A 19904-nucleotide genomic window follows, 5' to 3' on the forward strand; every position below is an offset into this window, starting at 1 on the left:
AACTACAGTCCCTGCCCGCCGGCCACGGCGATGGTCTGGCCGGTCACCCATGAGGCGAACGGCGAGGCGAGGAACAGGGCGACGTTCGCCACTTCCTCGGCGGTGCCCATGCGACCGAACGGGATCGAAGCCAACGTGCCGTTGTAGAGGGCGGGATTGTCGGTCTTGCGCTTGTCCCAGACGCCGCCGGGAAACTCGATCGAGCCGGGGGCGATGCAGTTCACGCGGATACGGTCCTTGGCGTACATCGCCGCCTGCGTGACCGTGTAGTGGATCACCGCCGCCTTGATGGCGCCGTAGGGCGGCTGGCGCGCCGCCGGATGATGGGCGGAGATCGAGGAGATGTTGACCACGTTGCCCTGCGACTTCTTCAGTTCGGGCAGCGCCTCCTGCGTGGCATGCACGATTGAGAGCATGTCCACGGCGAGATTGCTGGTCCAGCCCTTGTCGTCGTCAGTCGAGCCGAAGGCCGAGGCATTGTTCACCAGGAAATCGACGCCGCCCAAAGCCCCGATCGCGTCGCGGACATAGCCGCGCACCGCATCGCCCTGCGCGAGATCGGCGCTGGCGGCATGCGTCTTGTGGCCGTGCTTGGCGAGTTCCGCGCGGGTCTCTTCGAGCGTCTTGGAATCGCGTGCGCAGATCGACACGTCGCCGCCGCAGGCCGCGAACCCCATCGCGATGGCCTTGCCGATACCGCGGCTGCCGCCGCAAACGATTGCCTTCTTGCCCGTAAAATCCAGCTTCATCGCACCGTCTCCTGTTGCGGGCGCCACCGTGGCGGCCGCGCCCTCTCAAATCAAGCAAAGGCTCCTGCCGGCGTCGTATTGAACAGCGGAACGACTCAGCTAGACTGTCTTCCAATAAAGAAAGCACAGGAGGCTACGTTCAAGATGACCAAAATCATGATTCCGCGCCGACGCGCGCTCATTCTCTCAGGCGGCGCACTCGCCGCCCCGATGATCGCCTCGGGCATCGCCCGCGCGCAGAACGACTGGCCCAACCGGCCGGTGAAATACATCGTGGTGTTTCCGGCCGGCGGCCCGACCGACACGCTGTCGCGCATCGTCTGCCAGGAACTCTCCGAGCTGACGGGCCAGCAGTTCATCATCGAGAACCGAGCCGGATCCGGCGGCAACATCGGCGCCGACTTCATCGCGAAGTCGCCCCCCGACGGCTACACGATCGGCCTCTACACGATCGCCGCGCATGCCATCGCGCCTACCCTCTACACGAAGCTGCCGTTCGACGCGGGCAAGGACTTCACCGGCATCGCCATGCTGTGGTCGGTGCCCAACATGCTGATGACGCGGCTCGACTTCCCGGCCAACACGATTCCCGAACTGATCGCCCTGGCGAAGGCCAATCCGGGCAAGTTCTCGTTCGCCTCGTCGGGCGCCGGCACCAGCCCGCACCTCACCGGCGAGATGTTCAAGCAGATGGCCGGCGTCAACCTGCTGCACGTGCCCTACAAGGGCAGCGCGCCCGCCCATCAGGACATCCTCGCGGGCCAGGTCGACATGATGTTCGACAACATTCCCGGGCCGCTCGGCCTGATGAAGGGCGGCAAGGTGAAGGGCTTTGCCGTGACCTCCAAGGAGCGCCATCCCTCGGTGCCCGACAAGCCAACCTTCGCGGAATTCCTGCCGGGCTTCGAAATCACCTCGTGGGGCGGCGTCTGCGCGCCGGCCGGCGTGCCGCCGGCCATGGTCGAGAAGCTCTCGGCGCTGACCAAGCAGGCCCTCCAGAAGCCCAGCGTGAAAGCCGCCTTCGACCAGCAAGGCGCCACCCAGATCTGGATGACGCCGGCGGAGACCGCCGCCTACCGCGCCGCCGAGGAGAAGAAACTCGCCCCGGTGATCAAGGCGTCGGGCGCCAAGGTCGAGTAGCCTCGTCACCTTGCAGTTTCGGGAGTGACGATGCCCTCCAAGAAAGTCCTGGTCGCCGGGGCCACCGGCCTCGTCGGCCACGCCGCCCTGAAGCACTTCGCTGCCGTCCAGGGCTGCGAAGTCGTCGCCGTCTCGCGCCGGAAGCCGGACGAAACCTACGGGGCGCGCTGGTTGCCGCTCGATCTCACCGACAGCGCGGCCTGCGAGGCGCTGGCGCCGGAATTCGCGGGCGTCACGCACCTCGTTTATGCCGCCCTCTACGAACGGCCGGGTCTGGTCGCAGGATGGCAGGAAGAGGAGCAGATCCGCACCAACGACCTGATGCTGCGCAACCTGGTGGTCCCGCTCGAGCGGGCGGCGCCGGGCTTGCGGCACGTGGCCCTGCTCCAGGGCACCAAGGCCTACGGCGTCCATGTCCGTCCGCTCGCCGTGCCGGCGCGGGAGAACCGTTCGGAGATACACGAGCAGCCCAACTTCTACTGGAACCAGGAGCGCTTCCTGCGCGAGCGCCAGCAGGGCAAGGGCTGGCACTGGTCGATCCTGCGGCCCGTCCTGATCGTGGGCGATTCGGTGGGCAGCGCGATGAACGTCATTCCCGCCCTGGGTGTCTATGCCGCCTTCATGCGCCGGGCCGGCAGGACGAAGCTCGACTACCCGGGCGGCGTCGGCCGCGTGGCCCAGGCGGTCGATGCCGACCTTCTGGCTCGCGCCATCGCCTGGTCGGGCGAGGCCGCGGCGGCCCGCAACGAGATCTTCAACGTCACCAACGGCGACGTCTTCGTGTGGCCCAACGTCTGGCCCGCCATCGCCGATGCGCTGGGCTTCGAGGCGGGCGACCACGTACCCCTGGCGCTCGACCGCGAGATCCGGACACGCGAGGCCGAATGGGCGGAGATCCGCGCCGCCGAGGGGCTGAAGTCGGGCACGCTGCGGGAATTCGTCGGCCTGTCGTTCGAATATGCCGACTACACGATGGGCTACGGCCGCACCGAGCCGGGACCGGCGGCGCTGGTCTCGACCATCAAGCTGATGCAGGCCGGCTTCACCGAGGTCATGGATACCGAGGCGATGTTCCGCAAATGCTTTGCCGAAATGCAGGAAAAAGGGCTGCTGCCGCATCCCTGACGGTGCGCTTCGGGACGTAGCCTGACTGTCGTCAAATTGTCATATGCGCCCCTCACTTTCCCGGCCACTCTGAGGGATGGAGGGCTTGGCATGGAGAGCGAACGGGACCGCAAGGCGCTGGAGGACCGCGTCCGCCGGGAACTGGCCGACAGCATCGACGAGGACCTCGAGCTCGAACTGGGCGACGAAATGCTGGCCCGCCTGCCCGAGCATGGCGACGGCGACCTGCCACAGACCGAAGGAATCGACCGGAAATTCTACTTCACCGAGCTGCTGCGACTGCAGCGCGAACTGATCAGGCTGCAGGACTGGGTGATCGCCCGAAAGCTCAAGGTCGTCGTGTTGTTCGAGGGCCGCGACGCCGCCGGGAAGGGCGGCGTGATCAAACGCGTCACCCAGCGGCTGAACCCGCGCGTCTGCCGCACCGTCGCGCTTTCGGCGCCGTCCGAGCGCGAGCGCACCCAGTGGTACTTCCAGCGCTACATCTCGCACCTGCCGGCGGGCGGCGAAATCGTGTTGTTCGATCGCAGCTGGTACAATCGGGCGGGCGTCGAGCGCGTCATGGGCTTCTGCACGGAATCCGACGTCCGCGACTTCTTCGAGACCGTGCCTGAGTTCGAGCGCATGCTCGTACGGTCGGGAATCATCCTGCTCAAATACTGGTTCTCGATCACCGACGAGGAGCAGAACATGCGCTTCCTGATGCGCATCCACGACCCGATGAAGCAGTGGAAGCTGTCGCCCATGGACCTGGAATCCCGGAGACGCTGGGAGGAGTACACCAAGGCCAAGGAGGAGATGCTCGCCCGGACGCATATTCCGGAGGCGCGCTGGTGGGTCGTCGAGGGCAACAACAAGCGCCGCGCCCGCCTCAATTGCATCCACCACTTGCTGCAACAAGTGCCCTATAAGGATGTCGAACACCAACCGATCGTCCTGCCGAAGCGCGAACACAAGCCCGACTACGCGCGCATGCCGGTCGCTTCCGAACTCTATGTCCCGGCGGTTTACTGATGGATTTCTTCAGGCGTTTCACGTTCCTCGTCTGCGCTCCGGCCTTCGACGCCGACGATCTCGAGGGCCACAGGCTCGGCGAGATCACGGTCTCCATCGAGAAGATGGGCTTCCAGGTCGTGCGGGCGCGCCGCATCGAGGATGCCGAGATGGTCGTCCAGACCGACGCCGCCATCGGCTGCATGGTCGTGGACTGGGGCAAGAAGGGCCTCGACGGCAAGGCCGCCGCGATGATCAACATGATGCGGCGGCGTGGCCTCGAGATGCCGATCGTCATCCTGGTGCGGCGCAAGCGGCTGCAGGACATCCCCGTCGAGCTGATGGACTTTATCGACGGCTACATCTTCCTCTCCGAGGAGACGCCGGAGTTCATCGCAAAGAACCTGGTCAGCCGCCTCAAGCAGTATGCCGAGACGCTGAAGACGCCGTTCTTCGGCGAGCTGGTCGACTATGCCGAGGAAGGCAACCAGCTCTGGACCTGCCCCGGCCACAATGGCGGCATCTTCTACAACAGGAGCCCGATCGGCCGGATTTTCGTCGAGCATCTGGGCGAGGCGGTGTTCCGCGACGACCTGGACAATTCCGTGCTCGATCTCGGCGACCTTCTCGTCCACGAGGGCCCGGCGCTCAAGGCGCAGAAGGAAGCCGCCGTCATCTTCGGCGCCGAGAAGACCTATTTCGTCCTGAACGGTACCTCCTCGTCGAACAAGATCGTTCTGCAGGCGCTGGTCGCGGAAGGCGATCTCGTGCTGTTCGACCGCAACAACCACAAGGCCGCCCATCACGGCGCGCTGTTCCTCGGCAACGGCATCCCGATTTATCTCGAGACCGACCGCAACGCCCACGGGCTGATCGGGCCGATCTTCCATGAGGCGCTCGACGAGGCTGCCATCCGCGAGAAGATCCGCACCAACCCGCTGGTCGCCGACAAGGAGGCGTGGAAGCGCGAGCGGCCGTTCCGTGTCGCCGTCATCGAGCAGTGCACCTATGACGGCACGATCAACGATGCGCGCCTGATCGTCGAGAAGATCGGCCATCTCTGCGACTACATCCTGTTCGACGAGGCCTGGGCCGGCTTCATGAAGTTCCACCCGCTCTATGCCGGCCGCTTCGCCATGGGGCTCACCGACCTCGGCCCCGACAGTCCCGGCATCATCGCCACGCAGTCGGCGCACAAGCAGCTTGCCAGCTTCAGCCAGGCCTCGCAGATCCACGTCAAGGATCGCCACATCAAGGGCCAGCGCCGGCGCATCGAGCATCGCCGCTTCAACGAGTTCTTCATGCTGCACGCCTCGACCTCGCCCTTCTATCCGATTTTCGCCTCGCTCGACGTCGGCGCGCAGATGATGAAGGGGCGTTCGGGCGAAGTGCTCTGGGACGACACGATTCGCCTCGGCATCGAGATCCGCAAGAAGATGCGCGCGATCCGCCGCGAGTTCGAGGACAAGGAGCGCGACTTGGCGCGACGCTGGTTCTTCGAGCCCTTCGTGCCCAATCGCGTCATGGTGGGCGACCGCGAGCTGGCCTGGGAGGAGGTTCCGACCGACGATCTGGCAACCCACGCGCGCTACTGGGAGCTGGCGCCGGAGCGGCGCTGGCACGGTTTCAAGCATGTGGCGCCGGGCTATGCGATCACCGATCCCAACAAGCTGATCGTGCTGACGCCGGGCTTCGACCGCGAGACCGGCGGCTATGCCAGCCATGGTATCCCCGCCCCCGTGGTCGCGCAGTATCTGCGTGAGAACCAGATCGTCCCGGAAAAGAACGACCTCAACTCGCTGCTGTTCCTGATGACTCCCGGAGTCGAATCGAGCAAGGCCGGCACCTTGCTGAGCGCGTTTGTGATCTTCAAGCGGCTGCACGACGAGAACGCGCGACTGGAAGACGTCATCGGCGAGTTCGTTCGCAAGCGGCCGGCACGCTATGCCGGCATGCGGCTGCGCGATCTTTGCGCCGAGATGCATGCCTTCTTCCGCGAGAGCAACGTCAGCCTGATGCAGCGCGCGCAGTTCATGCCCGGGCACCTGCCCGAGCCCGCCATGCCGCCGCACGTGGCGGTCCGCGAGCTGGTACGAAACAATGTCGACTATGTGCCGATCGAAGAGGCGGCCGGCCGCATCGCGACCACCATGTTCGTGGTCTATCCGCCGGGCATCGCCAGCATCGTGCCCGGCGAGAGGCTCGACGAACGGGCCAAGCCGATGCTCGACTACCTGCTCATGTTCCAGAAGAGCGCCAACCTGTTCCCCGGCTTCGACGTCGAGATCCAGGGCATCTATCGCGAGATCGACAAGGAAGGCCGTGTGCGCTTCTACACCTACGTGGTGCGCGAGTAGGCGATCTCGACCGGCGGCGTGCTGGCACCCGCGCCGATGGCGCGCTGCATCAGCACGCTGTCGGCCCACTTGCCGTACTTGTAGCCGACGCCCTCGAGCAGCCCGACCTTCCGGAAGCCATGGGCCTCGTGGAGGCTGAGCGAGGCGACATTGTCGGCATCGACATAGGCGAACATCTGGCGATACCCCGCCCCGGCACAGGCCTCTATGAGCGCCGGCAGGAGGAGACGGCCGATCCCGGTAGAGACATGGTCGGGATGGACGTAGATCGAATGCTTCACCGCGTAGCGATACGCCGGACGCTTGCGGAACGGCACAGCGTAGGCATAGCCCACGATCACCCCGTCGCGCTCGGCCGCAAGGTGCGGCAGCCGGCGCCGCAGCATGTTCTTGCGCCGCCGCTTGATGTCGTCGGCCTGCGTCGGCTCGATGACGACGTCACCCACGCCGCGCGTGATGTGGTGCGTGTAGATCGCGATCATGGCCGGCACGTCGCTCTCGGTCGACGGCCGCACCACGACCGCGCCCCGCGGCTTTTCGAGCACCGATCCGCTCGTCGCTGACATCACCTGATCCTCCTCTGAGACGCCCGGATCAAACACGCCTCCATGACCGTTTCATGTCAGCAAAAAAAGAGGGCCCGGAGAGTTGTTCACTCTCCAGGCCCCCAGACGCCCCCTCTAAACTCGCTGGCCGCCGCGGCGATGTCTCGAACCGCGCCCCGTCCATGCACGCGAAGATACGGGCCGCCGCGGCATCGGCACAGGGGGCGCTTGGTATCAATTGTTATGGTTTCGTAACCGCCCGGAAAAACTCGCCCGCACGTGATCGGCCAGATCGCGGGCGGCAGGTCCGAGGCCCGGCGGCGTATAGAGGTTGATTCGGAACTCCGGCAGCAACGGCAGCCGGGCCTCGCGGCCGAGGATCACGAAGCGCTCGGGCACCGAGGAGCGCAGCAGCGGCGCCACCGCAAGCCCCGCCTCCAGAACGGCATAGACGGGCTCCAGCCGGCTCACCTCGCAGACCGCGCGCCAGTCGCGCCGCGCCTTGCCCAGCGCCTCGACGGCGACCGGCCGAAAGACGCAGGTCGGCGCGCCCAGCGAGACCGGCAGTGGGTCCTTGAGGTGGGCATCGCCGTCGGCCGCGCCGACCCAGACGAGCCGGTCGGTGCGCAAGGTCTCGCCGTGGCGGCCGCACTCCGTCTCGGTCGTCATGGCGAGATCGACGCCGCCCGACTTCAGTTCCTCGCGGATCACACGCGAGTCCTCGCAGACGAGGCTCACGCGCACCCTTGGCTGCGCCTTGGCGAAGCGCCGCAGGATCGCTGGCACGAAGCTGCCGATGATGTCGTAGGGCACGCCGAAGCGAACCTCGCCTTCGAATTGGGGAGCCCGCATCGACGACCAGACTTCGTCGTTCATCGCCACCAGGCGTCGCGCCTGCTCCAGCAGCCGCTCCCCCGCCGGTGCCAGGACCAGCCCGCGCCCCTGGCGGGTGAAGAGCCGACAGTCGAGCGCCTCCTCCAGCCGCTTGATCTGCTGGCTGGCCGCCGCCTGGCTCATACCGAGTGCCGCAGCCGCCCGCGTGACGCCACCCGCTTCGACGACGGTGAGAAAGGCGCGTACCAGCGCCACATCGAGGTCCTTGCGCATGGGACATATAATCATTTCCGAACGCTCTCATCCAAAACATTCGTTTTTGTTATTCCTCGGACCGCTCTAGCGTCGCCCCATGACCACGAAGATCTCGGGCCTCTGGCTGCCCCTCATCACGCCGTTCAAGGACGGCGCCATCGACTTCGCGAGCTACGACCGGCTGGTGAACCATTACATCGCCAAAGGCGTCGACGGGCTGCTACCGCTCGGCACGACAGGCGAATCGCCGGCTCTCGACGAGGACGAAATCGCGGCGGTGATCGAGCGCACCCTGGCAGTCACCAACGGCCGAGTGCCGGTGTTTGCGGGCGTCGGCGGCAACGCCACGGCCAAGGTCGAGAAGGAATTGAAGCGGCTCCGCCACCTGCCGATCGCCGGCATTCTCTCGGTATGCCCCTACTACAACCGGCCGAGCCAGGAGGGGTTGATCGCACACTTCCGCCGCATCGCCGCGGCCACCGACCGCGACGTCGTGATCTACAACATCCCTTATCGCACGGCGGTCAATCTATCGAACGATTCGCTGCTCGACCTGGCGGAGGTGCCGAACATCGTGGGCGTGAAGGACAGTTCCGGCAGCATCGAGCAATCGCTCGACCTGCTGCGGCGCAAGCCCGCCGATTTTGCGGTGCTCACCGGCGAGGACGCGCTGTTCTTTACCATGCGCGCCAACGGCGCGGAGGGCGGCATCCTGGCGGCCAGCCACTTGATGACGGAGGGCTTCGTGGAGGTCGAGCGCTGCTTCGACGCCAACGATCTCGTCGGCGCGCGGGCCGCCTGGGCGCCGCTCGCCGGCTTCGTGCCGATGCTGTTCGCCGAGGCCAATCCGATGCCGATCAAGCATCTCCTGTGGCGTCAGGGGCTGATCGCATCGCCGGAATGCCGCCTGCCGCTCACGAGGATCTCGGACGGGCTGGCCCACCGGCTCGACGCGGCGTTCGCCGTGACGAAGGCGGCGGCCTAGCCGCGCGCCTTCAGGAGATCGCGGATCTCCGTCAGCAGCTCCTGCTCCTTGGTCGGCGGCGCGGGCGGCGGCGGAGCGGATTGCTCCTGTTTGACCACGCGGTTCATGCCCTTGATCACCAGGAACAGCACCCAGGCGATGATCAGGAAGTTCACCGTCACCGTGAGGAACGTTCCGTAGCCCAGCGTCGCGCCGGCCTTCTTGGCGGCATCGTAGGTCGCGGCCTGGCTGGCCGCGGGCGTGAGACCGATGAAGTAGTTGGTGAAGTCGAGGCCGCCGGCGATGCGGCCGATGATCGGCATGATGATGTCGCCGACCAGCGAGTCGATGATCTTGCTGAAGGCGGCGCCGATGATCACGCCGATGGCGAGATCCACGACATTGCCGCGCATCGCGAACTTCTTGAATTCCTGAAGCATGGGCCTTCTCCCTTTTCGTCGTCAGGTTACGCGCAGCCAGACCAGCAAAGCAGAGACCGTGACCACCGAGAAGGCCGTCGACAGCAGAACGGAGGCCGTGTTCTGCTCGACGGACACGTCGAACTGCTTGGCCAGCACGAAGGCGTTGGCGGCGGTCGGTAGCGCGGCCATCAGCAGCGCCACCTTGCCCGCAATCGAATCGATGGGCACGAAGAAAGGCAGGATCACCAGCGCCGCCAGCGGCTGCAGCAGGAGCTTGATCAGGGTGGCGAGGCCCGCCTCGGCGAGACCGCTCTTGATCGACTTGTCCGACAGGAACAGGCCGATGGCGAACAGCGCGCAGGGCGCCGCCGCGGCGCCCATGAGGTCGAGCCACTTCTCGACTGGCACCGGGATCGGCAGGCCGACCCACGAGGCCACGATGCCCAGCGCAATCGAGACCGGCAGCGGATTGCGCGCCACGTTGAAGGCTGCCCGCAGGAAGGTCCGCACCGGACCGTGGCCCGCCGCGACCTCGAGTTCGATCAGCATGACGCCGAACACCATGGAGACGACGGCCGTCACGATCACCGTGAGCATGGCCGGCGGCAGCCCCTGCTCGCCGAAAGCCGCCAGGCAGAGAGGCACGCCCATGTAGCCGACATTGCCCCAGGAGGCCGCGATGCCCTGCAGGCTCATCGCCGCCAGACCGCCTCGCGAAACGAGCCGTGTGGTGATCATGCCGACGCCGAAGGTAGCGACCACGGCGATGCCGAAGCCCGCCATCAGGTTGGGATCGAGCACGGCGGCGACCGGCGTGCGCGCCAGGGTGCCGAAGAACAACACCGGCAGGGCGAAGTAGCTCACGAAGGCGTTGAGCGCCGTCGTCGCCTCGGGCCCCAGGATACGCCACCGGCCGGCCAGATACCCCGCCAGGATGACACCGAAGATCGGAAAGGCGACGTTGAGAATGGCCTGCACAGGCTTTCCGATTGCAGTTGCTCTAACTCATTAAGAATTTGACATAAATACCACAAATCACATAGCATTTTGCAGATACAGCGAGGCCGCGCCCGTCCCCTCACCGCAAGCGGCCCGGGAGAATCTGATGCGTCTTTTGATCGCCAGCATGGCCGCCCTGGCTGCGGTCGCCTTTGCCGCCCCGTCCTTCGCGCAGGACGAGACCATGCCTGCGCCGACCACCGCCCCCACGGCCAAGCCGAAGGCTGCCACGACCGCCTCCTGCAACAAGATCAAGAGCAGCTCGCAGCGCAGCGCCTGCCTGAAGAAGGTTCAGGTCGCGAAGGCACCGTCGAAGAAGACGAAGAAGACCACGACCACGCCGGCGGCCCCGAAGTCGCCCGAGATGGGCCAGCTCCCGCCGGCCTCTGCCCCGGCACCGACCGCCGCCGCGCCCTCGTCCGGCCCGGTCAGCGTTCCGCCGCTGCCCTCCAAGACGATTTGATTTAGCGCTCCTCCACCCGGAACCGCGCTAGTCTCGCTCTCCCCAACCACGGGAGAGCGACATGGCCCATTCGGCCAACCTGATCACGACGGAAGACCTTGCCCGCCAGCTCGGCGCACCGGCGCTTTGCGTCTTCGACTGCACTACCTACCTGAAGCCCGGCCCCGACGGCCGCTACATCGCCGAAAGCGGGCGCGCCAACTACGGCACGGGCCACATTCCCGGCGCGGCCTACCTCGACCTTCAGGCCGACCTTTCCGACAAGACCTCGCCGCTTCGCTTCACCCTGCCGTCGCTCGAGGACCTCACCCGGGCCTTCGCGGCCAAGGGCGTCGGCCACGGTACGTTTGTCGTTCTCTACAGCCATGCTTCACCGGTCTGGGCGACCCGCATCTGGTGGATGCTGCGCGCCGTCGGCTTCGACGAGGTCGCGATCCTGGATGGCGGGCTGGACAAGTGGAAGGCGGAAGGCCGCCCGCTGTCGACCGAACCCGTCACCCATCCGCCGGCGACGCTGTCGCTACGCGCCAGGCCGGAGATCTTCGTCGGCAAGGAGGCGATCAAGAGCGCGATCGGCGATCCCTCGACGCTGACCCTGAATGCGCTGAGCCACGACCAGCACAGCGGCAGCGGCGGCGTGGTCTATGGCCGTGCGGGCCGCATCGCCGGCTCGTCGTGCGTCCCGGCCGCCAGCCTGTTCGGGCCGGACAAGGCGTTGAAGCCGATCGCCGAGCTGCGCGCGGCATTCGACGGTGTCGGCGCCGCCCCGGACAAGCGGGTGCTGGTCTATTGCGGCGGCGGCATAGCCGCCACGCTCGACGCTTTCGTGCTCACCGCCCTCTTGGGTCACAGGAACGTCTCGGTGTACGACAATTCCATGCAGGAATGGGCCAACGACCCGAACCTGCCCATGGAAACCGGCTGACGAAGGAGGAAAGCGTGACAGCCTACATCATCGTCGAAATCGACACCAAGGACGAGGAGTTGATGAACGAGTACCGCAAGCACACGCCCGGGCTCGTCTCCAAGTTCGGCGGCAAGTTCATCGTGCGCGGCGGTCACTGCACGAGCCTCGAAGGCGGCTGGACACCGGCGCGCGTGGTCGTGCTGGAATTCCCCGACCGCGCCAAAGCCGAGCGGTTCTATCATTCCGAGGAATACAAGCCGGTCCTCGCCATGCGGCTGAAGGCCGGCCACTCCAAGGCGATCCTGATCGACGGCCATGTTGGCTAGCGAATCCACCTACCGGGCGGTCGGCACGCTGTACAATGCGCTGATGACGGCGCTGGTCATCGGTCTCGTCTCGCGACGCGGCAGCGATACGGCACGCGAATACATCTTCCGGCACTTCCGCCGGCAGCACCTGGAGAAATTCAAGCCGGGCCTGCAGAAGCTCGGCCTCGCGGGCGAGAAGGACGCGCCGGCCTGCGCGCTCTACCACTACCATTCCAATGCTCTCGGCGGCGTGAAGACCGGCTATCTGCGCGAGAGCGACACGAAAGCATGGGTGCGCTATCCGCCGCCGCGGTGGATGTGGAAGGGCACCGCGATCGCGGCGGTGCCGCACGAAGTGTCAGCCGCCTTCCTGTACGGCTGGCACGGCCACAACGGCGTCTCGCTGAACAACCCGGGCCTTGGCTTCGTCTGCACCGGCATGACCGTCGACGGCAAGCCAGGCCTCGAAGGCTACTATTGCGACTACGGCCGTCCCCTGAAGGAGGAGGAGCGCGTGCGCTTCGCCTACGACGAGGAGATGCCACGCATCGACTGGAAGACCCAGCCGAAGCTCGCGACGGAGAACTGGCCCGAGGAGCGCCGCCTGCGCACCTACCGCTCCTACGCGATGGGCTATGTGCAGACGATGCTGCCGGTGCTGCAGGACCTTTTAGGCCCGCAGGACGCCCGGCTCGAGATGGGCCGGGTGGCACGTCTCGTCGGGCTGCAGTTCCACGAGGAAATCGCGCGCGACCTCGACCTGCCCACCGACGTCGAAAGAGGCGACCTCGACAGCGCCCGCCTGTTCGCGCGCTGGCTGAAGACGATCCTCGCGGCCGAGGGCGAGGAGGTCGCCACCGAAGAGAAGAATGGTGGCCTGGTCGTCCGCATGGACGGCTGGAAACTGGCCCGCGAGCTTCAACTCGCCGATCCGCTGGCCGGCTTCGATGCCTGGAACGAACTGTGGCTCGGCGCCGCCGGCGCGCACGACCGATTTCTCGCGGTCGAGACGAGTCGCAGCTACGGCGACAAGGGCTGGCAGGCGGCCTGGCGGATCGCCCCGAGATAGCCCGCCGGCAACGAGCGCCCGGCGATACGCTCGCCGAGCGCCGTGAGCTCGACCCAGCACGCTTCGCGATGTTCAGGGCTGAGGGCGATCGAGCCCTCGGTCGCCAGCGTGCAGACGTAAGCCACGATCCGCACGAAGCGCTGCGGCAAGACCTCGAACAGATGCTCGTCGACGAGAGCGCCGACTTCGACGGCCAGCCCCGTCTCCTCGCGCACCTCGCGCACCAGCGCCGCCCGATGATCCTCGCCGGAATCGGGACGCCCGCCGGGCAGATCCCATTCATCGCGCTCGTTGAGCAGCAGCAGCACGCGGCCGTCGTGGATCACGACGCCTTTGATCGATGTCGGGTAGTTCAGACTCATGGGAGCGCGCCACTCCAGTGGCGCTCATGATGCGCCACGGGAGTGGCGCGCTCCAACGAGAAAGGCCGGGGATCGCTCCCCGGCCTTTCCACAATCTCTGAGAAGACTGGACTTAGAAGTCCATGCCGCCCATGCCGCCGTCGCCACCCGGCGGCATCATCGGGGCCTTCTTCTCCGGCTTCTCTGCGATCATGGCTTCCGTCGTGACCAGCAGACCGGCCACCGAAGCGGCGTCCTGAAGGGCCGTACGAACGACCTTCACCGGATCGATGATGCCGGACTTGATCATGTCGACATAGTCGCCCTTCTGGGCGTCGAAGCCGAAGTTCGTGTCCTTCTGCTCGAGCATCTTGCCCGCAACGACGGCGCCGTCGTAGCCGGCGTTCTCGGCGATCTGGCGAACGGGCGCCTGCAGCGCACGACGCACGATCTCGATGCCGACCTTCTGGTCGTCGTTGGAGGTGCGGACCTTGTCCAGCGCGCGCAGCGCGTAGAGCAGAGCCGAACCGCCGCCGGCGACAACACCCTCTTCCACCGCAGCCTTGGTGGCGTGCATGGCGTCGTCAACGCGGTCCTTCTTCTCCTTCACTTCGACTTCCGTGGCGCCGCCGACCTTGATGATCGCAACACCGCCAGCGAGCTTGGCCAGGCGCTCCTGGAGCTTCTCGCGGTCGTAGTCCGAAGTGGTCTCCTCGATCTGCGCGCGGATCTGGCTGATGCGGGCCTGGAGGTCCGCCTTCTTGCCCGAGCCGTCGACGATCGTGGTGTTTTCCTTCTCGACGATGACCTTCTTGGCCTTGCCGAGCATGTCGAGCGTGACGTTCTCGAGCTTGATGCCGAGGTCCTCGGAGATCAGCTGACCGCCGGTCAGGATCGCCATGTCCTCGAGCATCGCCTTGCGACGGTCACCGAAGCCCGGCGCCTTGACGGCGGCGATCTTCAGGCCACCACGCAGCTTGTTCACGACCAGGGTCGCCAGGGCCTCGCCCTCGACGTCCTCGGCGATGATCAGCAGCGGCTTGCCCGACTGCACGACCGCCTCGAGCACCGGCAGCATCGCCTGCAGGCCCGACAGCTTCTTTTCGAACAGGAGGATGTACGGCGAGTCGAGCTCGGCGATCATCTTGTCGGCGTTGGTGATGAAGTACGGCGAGAGATAGCCGCGGTCGAACTGCATGCCCTCGACGACGTCCAGCTCGGTGTCCAGGCTCTTGGCCTCTTCCACCGTGATGACGCCCTCGTTGCCGACCTTCTTCATGGCTTCGGCGATCATCTTGCCGATCGACTTGTCGCCATTGGCCGAGATGGTGCCGACCTGGGCGACTTCGTCCGTGCCCGTGATCTTCTTGGCGCGCGCCTTGATGTCCTCGACGGCCGCCTCGACAGCGAGGTCGATGCCGCGCTTGAGGTCCATCGGGTTCATGCCGGCCGCGACCGACTTCACGCCTTCGCGCACGATCGCCTGGGCGAGAACGGTCGCCGTCGTCGTGCCGTCGCCGGCGATGTCGTTGGTCTTCGAGGCCACTTCGCGCACCATCTGGGCGCCCATGTTCTCGAACTTGTCGGCGAGCTCGATCTCCTTGGCGACGGTGACGCCGTCCTTGGTGATGCGCGGGGCGCCGAACGACTTGTCGATGACGACGTTACGGCCCTTCGGGCCCAGCGTCACCTTGACGGCGTTGGCGAGAATGTCGACGCCGCGCAGCATGCGCTCGCGGGCGTCGGCGCTAAAGCGGACTTCCTTGGCTGCCATTTTCTATTCCTCTTGAATGTTGGTTTCGGTGAAGCCGAGCGAAGCTCAGGCGGCCTTCTTCATCGAGGCGGAGCCGTCGATGATGCCCATGATGTCGGATTCCTTCATGATCAGGAGATCCTGGCCATCGATCTTGATCTCGGTGCCCGACCACTTGCCGAACAGGACGCGGTCGCCCTTCTTGACGTCGAGAGCAACCAGGTTGCCCTTTTCGTCGCGGGCGCCCGGACCGACGGCCACGATCTCGCCTTCCATAGGCTTTTCCTTGGCGGTGTCGGGAATGATGATCCCGCCCTTGGTCTTGCCTTCTTCCTCGACGCGCTTGACCACGACCCGGTCGTGAAGCGGACGGAACTTCATGGTTCTTCCTCCAGTGAGCGATTGACCCTGCGCGACCTCGCGGCCGCGGTGAATGTAGTGCTGTCAGCACTCTCAGAGAGTGAGTGCCAATGGCGCACGGGATTTAGGGTTGTCGGGTCCCTGAGTCAAGGCAGCCCCCGAAAGGTTCCCAAAGTAGGTTCGCACTAGCAGCAATCACGCAAGACTGCTGCTAAGCATTTGAAATGGAACGATTTTTGCTGATTTTCCGAGAGAGGTGCGTGACTATTCTTCGACGCGCACCAAGTCAAGGAGGGCCTAAATGGATCGTAGTTTTGTTGCGCAGCTCAATGATTACCGCATCACGACCGCCGAAATCCTCTACTGGATGCCCGATCACCAGCACGTCCTGCAGAGCTTCCTCTGGCAGAACCTCGATCTGGCCCCTCGTTTCCCCGCCCTCACCAAGTTCCTCGATTTCTGGGACCGCAATCTCGACGGCAAGCTGCACAAGGTCACCGTCGCCAACACGCAGCTGATCAAACCGGCCGAATTTCGTTTCTCCTGCGGGCTATACACGCTGCATTGAGCGGCACGCGGCGTCGTATTCGGTGGCGGTGCGCTCGACCAGCGCCGCCACCGACGGCACGTCGGCGACGCCCGAGACAGAATGGCCGGCGCTCCAGATGTCCTTCCAGCGCTTGGCGTCGGGCCGTTCGCGTTCGGCCGCATTGATGTCCTTGGAAATGTCGATCTTGCCGCGCGCCGGCAGTTTGTCCGGGTCGAGGCCGGCCGCTTCGATCGACGGCCGCAGCATGTTGGTCTCCAGCCCGGTGAAGGCGCGCGTGAGCAGCACGTCGTCGAGGCGGCTCGCCACCAGCATCTGCTTGTAGGCGTCCTTGGCCAGGCTCTCGCGCGTGGCGATCAACTTGGTGCCCATATAGGCAAGGTCGCAGCCCAAGGCCTGGGCAGCCGCGACGGCATGACCGTCGGCCATGCCGCCCGCCATCACCACGATTCCGTCCCAGAACGCGCGGACCGCCCGCACGAAGGCGAAGGGATTGGCCCAGCCGGTCTGGCCGCCGGCGCCCGCCGTCAGCAGCACCAGCCCATCGACGCCCGCCGCCACCGCCTTCTCGGCATGCCGAACCGACGCCACGTCGGCCAGCACGAGGCAGCCTGCATCCTTGAGCGGCTTCATCACCGGCTCGGGCGAGCCGACCGAGGTGATCACGAGCTCAGCCTGGTGACGCAGCACGGCGGCGAGATCCTCCGGCACGCGCGGGTTGGAGCGATGCACGATCAGGTTCGGGCACCAAGGCGCGGGTGCGCGTCCCTCGCTGTCGGCGGCGCGCTTGGCGTCGTCTGCCATGCCGGCCAGCCAGGCATCGAGTTCCTCGACGGTGCGGCAGTTGGCGGTCGGGAAGGAGCCCACGACGCCGGCCCGACAGGCTGCCGTCACGAGGGCCGGGCCGGAAACGAGGAACATCGGTGCCGCGATCAGCGGCAGGCGGAGGCGGTCGCGCAGGGAGGCAGGCAAGGACATGGCGCGAGCTTAGCTCAGCGCGCGACGGCACCGAAGATCGCCGTCGCAAGATCGCGCCCGGACCGCCCCGCACAGCGGGACGGCCCGGATCTCACGTCGTTCAGGCGGCGGCCGAAAGGCCTTCCTTCTCCAGCACGCGCTGCACGGCCGGACGGGCCTTCATGCGCTCGTAGTGGACAGCCACGTTCTTGGGCAGCGGCATCTTCATGCGCCCGGCCGCCCAGAAGGAGACGTAGAACAGCGCGGCATCGGCGACCGAGAACTTGCCCGCGAGGTACTCCTTGCCCTCGAGCGCCTTGTCCATCAGCGCCAGGCCCTTCTCCATGATCTCCTTGCCGCGCGCCTTGACCTTGTCGTGGTCGGCTTCGGTCGGCGCGTAGTTGCCCGGACGGAACATGCGGCTGAAGCCCTGCATGTGCATGGTCGACACCGCATAGTCCATCGCTTCCAGCGCGCGCGCTTCGCCGTCGGCATCGGACGGCAGCAGGCCGGCCTCGGGATTCTTGCGGGCGAGCCACACCGCGATCGCGGGGAACTCGGTCAGCACGGAGCCGTCGTCGCGCTGCAGCGTCGGCACCTTCGACTTCGGATTGAGCGCCACGAAGTCTGGCCCGTACTGTTCCTGCTTGGCGCCATCGACCTTGTGAACGTCGTAGGGCTTGCCGATCTCCTCGAGCAGGACATGGATGCCGATCGAACAGGCGCCGGGCATGTAATAGAGCTTCATGAGTCTCTCCCTAAAGCAGGTGTGTCGTGGGTACGGTCCACGCTAGCATCGCCCTTCGACAGGGGGAAACCACAATGACAGGCAACGGACTTCGCGCGCTCGCCGGCACCCGTCCCACGAAGATCGGGACATTCCTTTTCGAGTTCGCCACGCCGGGGATCGGCCAGGTCCTGAAAGCCGCAGGCGCGGATTTCGCGGTGCTCGACATGGAGCATACCGGTTTCGGATTCGATACCGTGCGCCAGGTCGTGCGCTACATGCAGGCTGCAAACCTGCCGCTGGTCGTGCGCGTGCCCTCACAGTCGCGTCATCACATCTCGCGGGCGCTCGACACCGGCGCCGATGGCGTGATGGTCCCCATCGTCTCGTCGGTCGAGCAGGCCAGGGCGGTGGTCGATGCCGCCAAATACTGGCCCGACGGAACGCGCGGCGTGGCGCTCGGCCTCGCCCACGAGCGCTTCGCCATGCGCTCCGAACCGCTGCTGCCGCGGTTCGCCGAACAGAACGCACGCACCGCCATCATCCTGCAGGTCGAGGATCCGCGCGGCGCCGCCGCGGCCGACGAGATCGCGTCCATGCCCGGCGTCGACATGCTGTGGCTCGGCCACAATGACTTCACCGTCGCCATGGGCGAGCCAGGCGCGTTCGATCATCCCGACTTTCTCAGCGCCGAGCGGGCCACGATCGCGGCGGCGAAGAAACACGGCAAGTCTGCCGGCCGCCTCGCCGTCGATGCGAAGCAGGCCGCGCAGTTCGTGAAGCTCGGCTATGACTTCGTCTCGATCGCCGGCGACGTCTGGCTGCTGCAACAGGCCTTCGCGGCGGGCGTCGAGACGGTCAGGCGCGGATCCTGACCGGCAGCGAGCGGATGCCGCGGATGAAGTTGGAGTAGAGGCGCACCGGCGGCGCGACGACCTCGATCGCGAGGTCGCGCTTCAACAGCTCCTCCCACAGGATCCGGATCTGCATCTCGGCCAGACGATCGCCGACGCAGCGATGGATGCCGGCGCCGAAGGCGAGATGCTGGCGCGCCTTCGGCCGCCCGACCAGGAATTGTTCGGGTTCGTCGATCGCCGCTTCGTCGCGATTGCCCGAGACGTACCACATCACCACCTTTTCGCCGGCCCGGATCTGCTTGCCGCCCAGTTCGCAATCCTTGCGCGCCGTGCGACGCATGTGGATCACGGGCGTGGCCCAGCGGATCGTCTCCGATACCAGGCTCGACATCAACCCGGGATCGGCACGCACCTTGTCGACTTCGCCGGGATTCTCGAGCATGGCCATCAGGCCGGTGCTCATCGAATTGCGCGTCGTGTCGTTGCCGCCGACGATCAGCAACGCGAAGTTGCCGATGAACTCGCGGGTGGACATGTTCCGTGTGGCATCGCTGTGCGCCATCATCGAGATCAGGTCGAAGGTCGGCGGTTGCGCGGCGCGCTCCTGCCACAGCGCCGCCATCGTCTCGGCCATCTGCCTCAGCTCGGCCATCCGCTCCTCGTTGGTCTTCACGATCGCGTCCTCGGCCTCGACGTTGCAGATCGCGACGTCCGACCAATGGGTGAGCCTGCGGCGGTCGGCCTGGGGGAAATCGAACAGCGTCGCCAGCATCATGGCGGTGAGCTCCGTCGACACCCTGTCGGCCCAGTCGAACGTCTCGTCCCGCGGCAGCCCGTCGAGCACCTGGGCGGTCCGCTGCCGGATCAGCCCTTCCATGTTGGCCAGGTTGGACGGCGCCACGATGGGCGCGACGGTCTTCCGTTGGGCGGTATGGCGCGGCGGGTCCATGCGGATGAAGTTGGGCAGTTCCTCGCCCTGAGGCTGGTCGGTGATCTGGATGCCCCCCAGCTCGGACGCCGAGGAATAGGTCGCCGGATCCAGCTCGACCTTCATGATGTCGGCGTAGCGCGTGACCGACCAGTAGGGCCCGAACGGGCTCTCGGCATGATAGTGGACCGGGTCTTCCCGGCGCAGGCGCTCAAATGGCAGGCGCCAGGCATCCTCGCGATACAGACGCGGCTGGCTGACATCGACCGGCATGGCGCGCTTCCTTTTCCCCGTTTTCTCAAGG

The 19904-nt window shown here is 66.0% G+C and carries 22 protein-coding genes; 11 read left to right on the forward strand and 11 right to left on the reverse strand.

All coding sequences use genetic code 11. From position 1 onward, the window contains the following. Window positions 1-2 precede the first annotated feature (2 nt). Window positions 3-749: an SDR family NAD(P)-dependent oxidoreductase gene (locus ACO07I_RS11175; protein WP_422017263.1), complete on the reverse strand. Its 747-nt coding sequence runs from the start codon at window positions 747-749 to the stop codon at window positions 3-5. A 144-nt stretch (window positions 750-893) separates the two neighbouring features. Here ACO07I_RS11175 and ACO07I_RS11180 point away from each other — a divergent pair, with 144 nt between their 5' ends. From ACO07I_RS11180 to ACO07I_RS11195, 4 genes are all read left to right on the forward strand, one after another. Further along, entirely contained in the window at window positions 894-1889 is a 996-nt protein-coding gene (locus ACO07I_RS11180) for a Bug family tripartite tricarboxylate transporter substrate binding protein (RefSeq protein ID WP_422017265.1), read from the forward strand. 30 nt (window positions 1890-1919) lie between these two features. Further along, window positions 1920-3014: an NAD-dependent epimerase/dehydratase family protein gene (locus tag ACO07I_RS11185; protein WP_422017267.1), complete on the forward strand. Its 1095-nt coding sequence runs from the start codon at window positions 1920-1922 to the stop codon at window positions 3012-3014. A gap of 90 nt (window positions 3015-3104) precedes the next feature. After that, window positions 3105-4028: a polyphosphate kinase 2 gene (ppk2, locus tag ACO07I_RS11190; RefSeq protein WP_422017269.1), complete on the forward strand. Its 924-nt coding sequence runs from the start codon at window positions 3105-3107 to the stop codon at window positions 4026-4028. Then, a complete protein-coding gene (locus ACO07I_RS11195) occupies window positions 4028-6364 on the forward strand; it encodes an Orn/Lys/Arg decarboxylase N-terminal domain-containing protein (protein WP_422017271.1) in 2337 nt (778 codons plus the stop codon). Before ppk2 ends, ACO07I_RS11195 begins: the two co-directional genes overlap by 1 nt. On the opposite strand, the gene ACO07I_RS11200 is transcribed toward ACO07I_RS11195, so the two are convergent. Continuing rightward, on the reverse strand, window positions 6346-6930 hold the full coding sequence (locus ACO07I_RS11200; RefSeq protein ID WP_422017273.1) for a GNAT family N-acetyltransferase: 585 nt from the start codon (window positions 6928-6930) through the stop codon (window positions 6346-6348). The genes ACO07I_RS11195 and ACO07I_RS11200 overlap by 19 nt on opposite strands. Window positions 6931-7143: 213 nt before the next feature. Beyond that, window positions 7144-8016 (reverse strand): LysR family transcriptional regulator, encoded by an 873-nt coding sequence (locus ACO07I_RS11205; protein ID WP_422017275.1) that lies wholly within the window; start codon window positions 8014-8016, stop codon window positions 7144-7146. A gap of 79 nt (window positions 8017-8095) precedes the next feature. Between ACO07I_RS11205 and dapA the strand changes: the two genes are divergently transcribed. Beyond that, window positions 8096-8983, forward strand: a complete 888-nt coding sequence (gene dapA / locus ACO07I_RS11210) for a 4-hydroxy-tetrahydrodipicolinate synthase (RefSeq protein WP_422017277.1) — start codon at window positions 8096-8098, stop codon at window positions 8981-8983. On the opposite strand, the gene mscL is transcribed toward dapA, so the two are convergent. Beyond that, complete coding sequence (gene mscL / locus ACO07I_RS11215) at window positions 8980-9402, reverse strand: large conductance mechanosensitive channel protein MscL (RefSeq protein ID WP_422017279.1); 423 nt, start codon at window positions 9400-9402, stop codon at window positions 8980-8982. The genes dapA and mscL overlap by 4 nt on opposite strands. Before the next feature lie 21 nt (window positions 9403-9423). Continuing rightward, window positions 9424-10362: an AEC family transporter gene (locus ACO07I_RS11220; protein WP_422017281.1), complete on the reverse strand. Its 939-nt coding sequence runs from the start codon at window positions 10360-10362 to the stop codon at window positions 9424-9426. A gap of 127 nt (window positions 10363-10489) precedes the next feature. Between ACO07I_RS11220 and ACO07I_RS11225 the strand changes: the two genes are divergently transcribed. The 4 genes from ACO07I_RS11225 (at window position 10490) to ACO07I_RS11240 (ending at window position 13130) form a co-directional block, all read left to right on the forward strand. Continuing rightward, window positions 10490-10846 carry a hypothetical protein gene (locus tag ACO07I_RS11225; RefSeq protein ID WP_422017283.1) on the forward strand — a complete coding sequence of 119 codons (357 nt, stop codon included), beginning with the start codon at window positions 10490-10492 and terminating at the stop codon, window positions 10844-10846. A gap of 61 nt (window positions 10847-10907) precedes the next feature. Then, window positions 10908-11771, forward strand: a complete 864-nt coding sequence (locus tag ACO07I_RS11230; protein WP_422017285.1) for a sulfurtransferase — start codon at window positions 10908-10910, stop codon at window positions 11769-11771. A gap of 14 nt (window positions 11772-11785) precedes the next feature. Continuing rightward, window positions 11786-12079 carry a DUF1330 domain-containing protein gene (locus ACO07I_RS11235; protein ID WP_422017287.1) on the forward strand — a complete coding sequence of 98 codons (294 nt, stop codon included), beginning with the start codon at window positions 11786-11788 and terminating at the stop codon, window positions 12077-12079. Further along, entirely contained in the window at window positions 12069-13130 is a 1062-nt protein-coding gene (locus ACO07I_RS11240; RefSeq protein WP_422017289.1) for a hypothetical protein, read from the forward strand. Before ACO07I_RS11235 ends, ACO07I_RS11240 begins: the two co-directional genes overlap by 11 nt. Here the strand turns inward: ACO07I_RS11240 and ACO07I_RS11245 are convergent. From ACO07I_RS11245 to groES, 3 genes are all read right to left on the reverse strand, one after another. Next, a complete protein-coding gene (locus ACO07I_RS11245) occupies window positions 13082-13492 on the reverse strand; it encodes an NUDIX hydrolase (RefSeq protein WP_422017291.1) in 411 nt (136 codons plus the stop codon). The genes ACO07I_RS11240 and ACO07I_RS11245 overlap by 49 nt on opposite strands. Before the next feature lie 112 nt (window positions 13493-13604). Then, on the reverse strand, window positions 13605-15245 hold the full coding sequence (groL, locus tag ACO07I_RS11250; protein WP_422017293.1) for a chaperonin GroEL: 1641 nt from the start codon (window positions 15243-15245) through the stop codon (window positions 13605-13607). 45 nt (window positions 15246-15290) lie between these two features. Further along, window positions 15291-15605, reverse strand: a complete 315-nt coding sequence (gene groES / locus ACO07I_RS11255) for a co-chaperone GroES (RefSeq protein ID WP_295141661.1) — start codon at window positions 15603-15605, stop codon at window positions 15291-15293. A 280-nt stretch (window positions 15606-15885) separates the two neighbouring features. Between groES and ACO07I_RS11260 the strand changes: the two genes are divergently transcribed. Beyond that, window positions 15886-16152 (forward strand): usg protein, encoded by a 267-nt coding sequence (locus ACO07I_RS11260; RefSeq protein ID WP_422017296.1) that lies wholly within the window; start codon window positions 15886-15888, stop codon window positions 16150-16152. Here the strand turns inward: ACO07I_RS11260 and ACO07I_RS11265 are convergent. Further along, a complete protein-coding gene (locus ACO07I_RS11265; RefSeq protein WP_422017298.1) occupies window positions 16135-17109 on the reverse strand; it encodes an NAD(P)H-dependent flavin oxidoreductase in 975 nt (324 codons plus the stop codon). The two genes, ACO07I_RS11260 and ACO07I_RS11265, sit on opposite strands and share 18 nt — an antisense overlap. A gap of 100 nt (window positions 17110-17209) precedes the next feature. Beyond that, the gene (locus ACO07I_RS11270) at window positions 17210-17836 is read right to left on the reverse strand and encodes a glutathione S-transferase family protein (protein ID WP_422017300.1); all 627 of its coding nucleotides are present in this window, start codon (window positions 17834-17836) and stop codon (window positions 17210-17212) included. 74 nt (window positions 17837-17910) lie between these two features. Between ACO07I_RS11270 and ACO07I_RS11275 the strand changes: the two genes are divergently transcribed. Further along, window positions 17911-18690 carry an HpcH/HpaI aldolase family protein gene (locus tag ACO07I_RS11275; RefSeq protein ID WP_422017302.1) on the forward strand — a complete coding sequence of 260 codons (780 nt, stop codon included), beginning with the start codon at window positions 17911-17913 and terminating at the stop codon, window positions 18688-18690. Here the strand turns inward: ACO07I_RS11275 and ACO07I_RS11280 are convergent. Next, window positions 18674-19873, reverse strand: a complete 1200-nt coding sequence (locus ACO07I_RS11280; protein WP_422017304.1) for a cytochrome P450 — start codon at window positions 19871-19873, stop codon at window positions 18674-18676. The genes ACO07I_RS11275 and ACO07I_RS11280 overlap by 17 nt on opposite strands. Window positions 19874-19904: the final 31 nt, after the last annotated feature.

The organism is Reyranella sp., assembly GCF_965227665.1.
In the GTDB taxonomy this organism is placed as follows: Bacteria; Pseudomonadota; Alphaproteobacteria; order Reyranellales; family Reyranellaceae; genus Reyranella.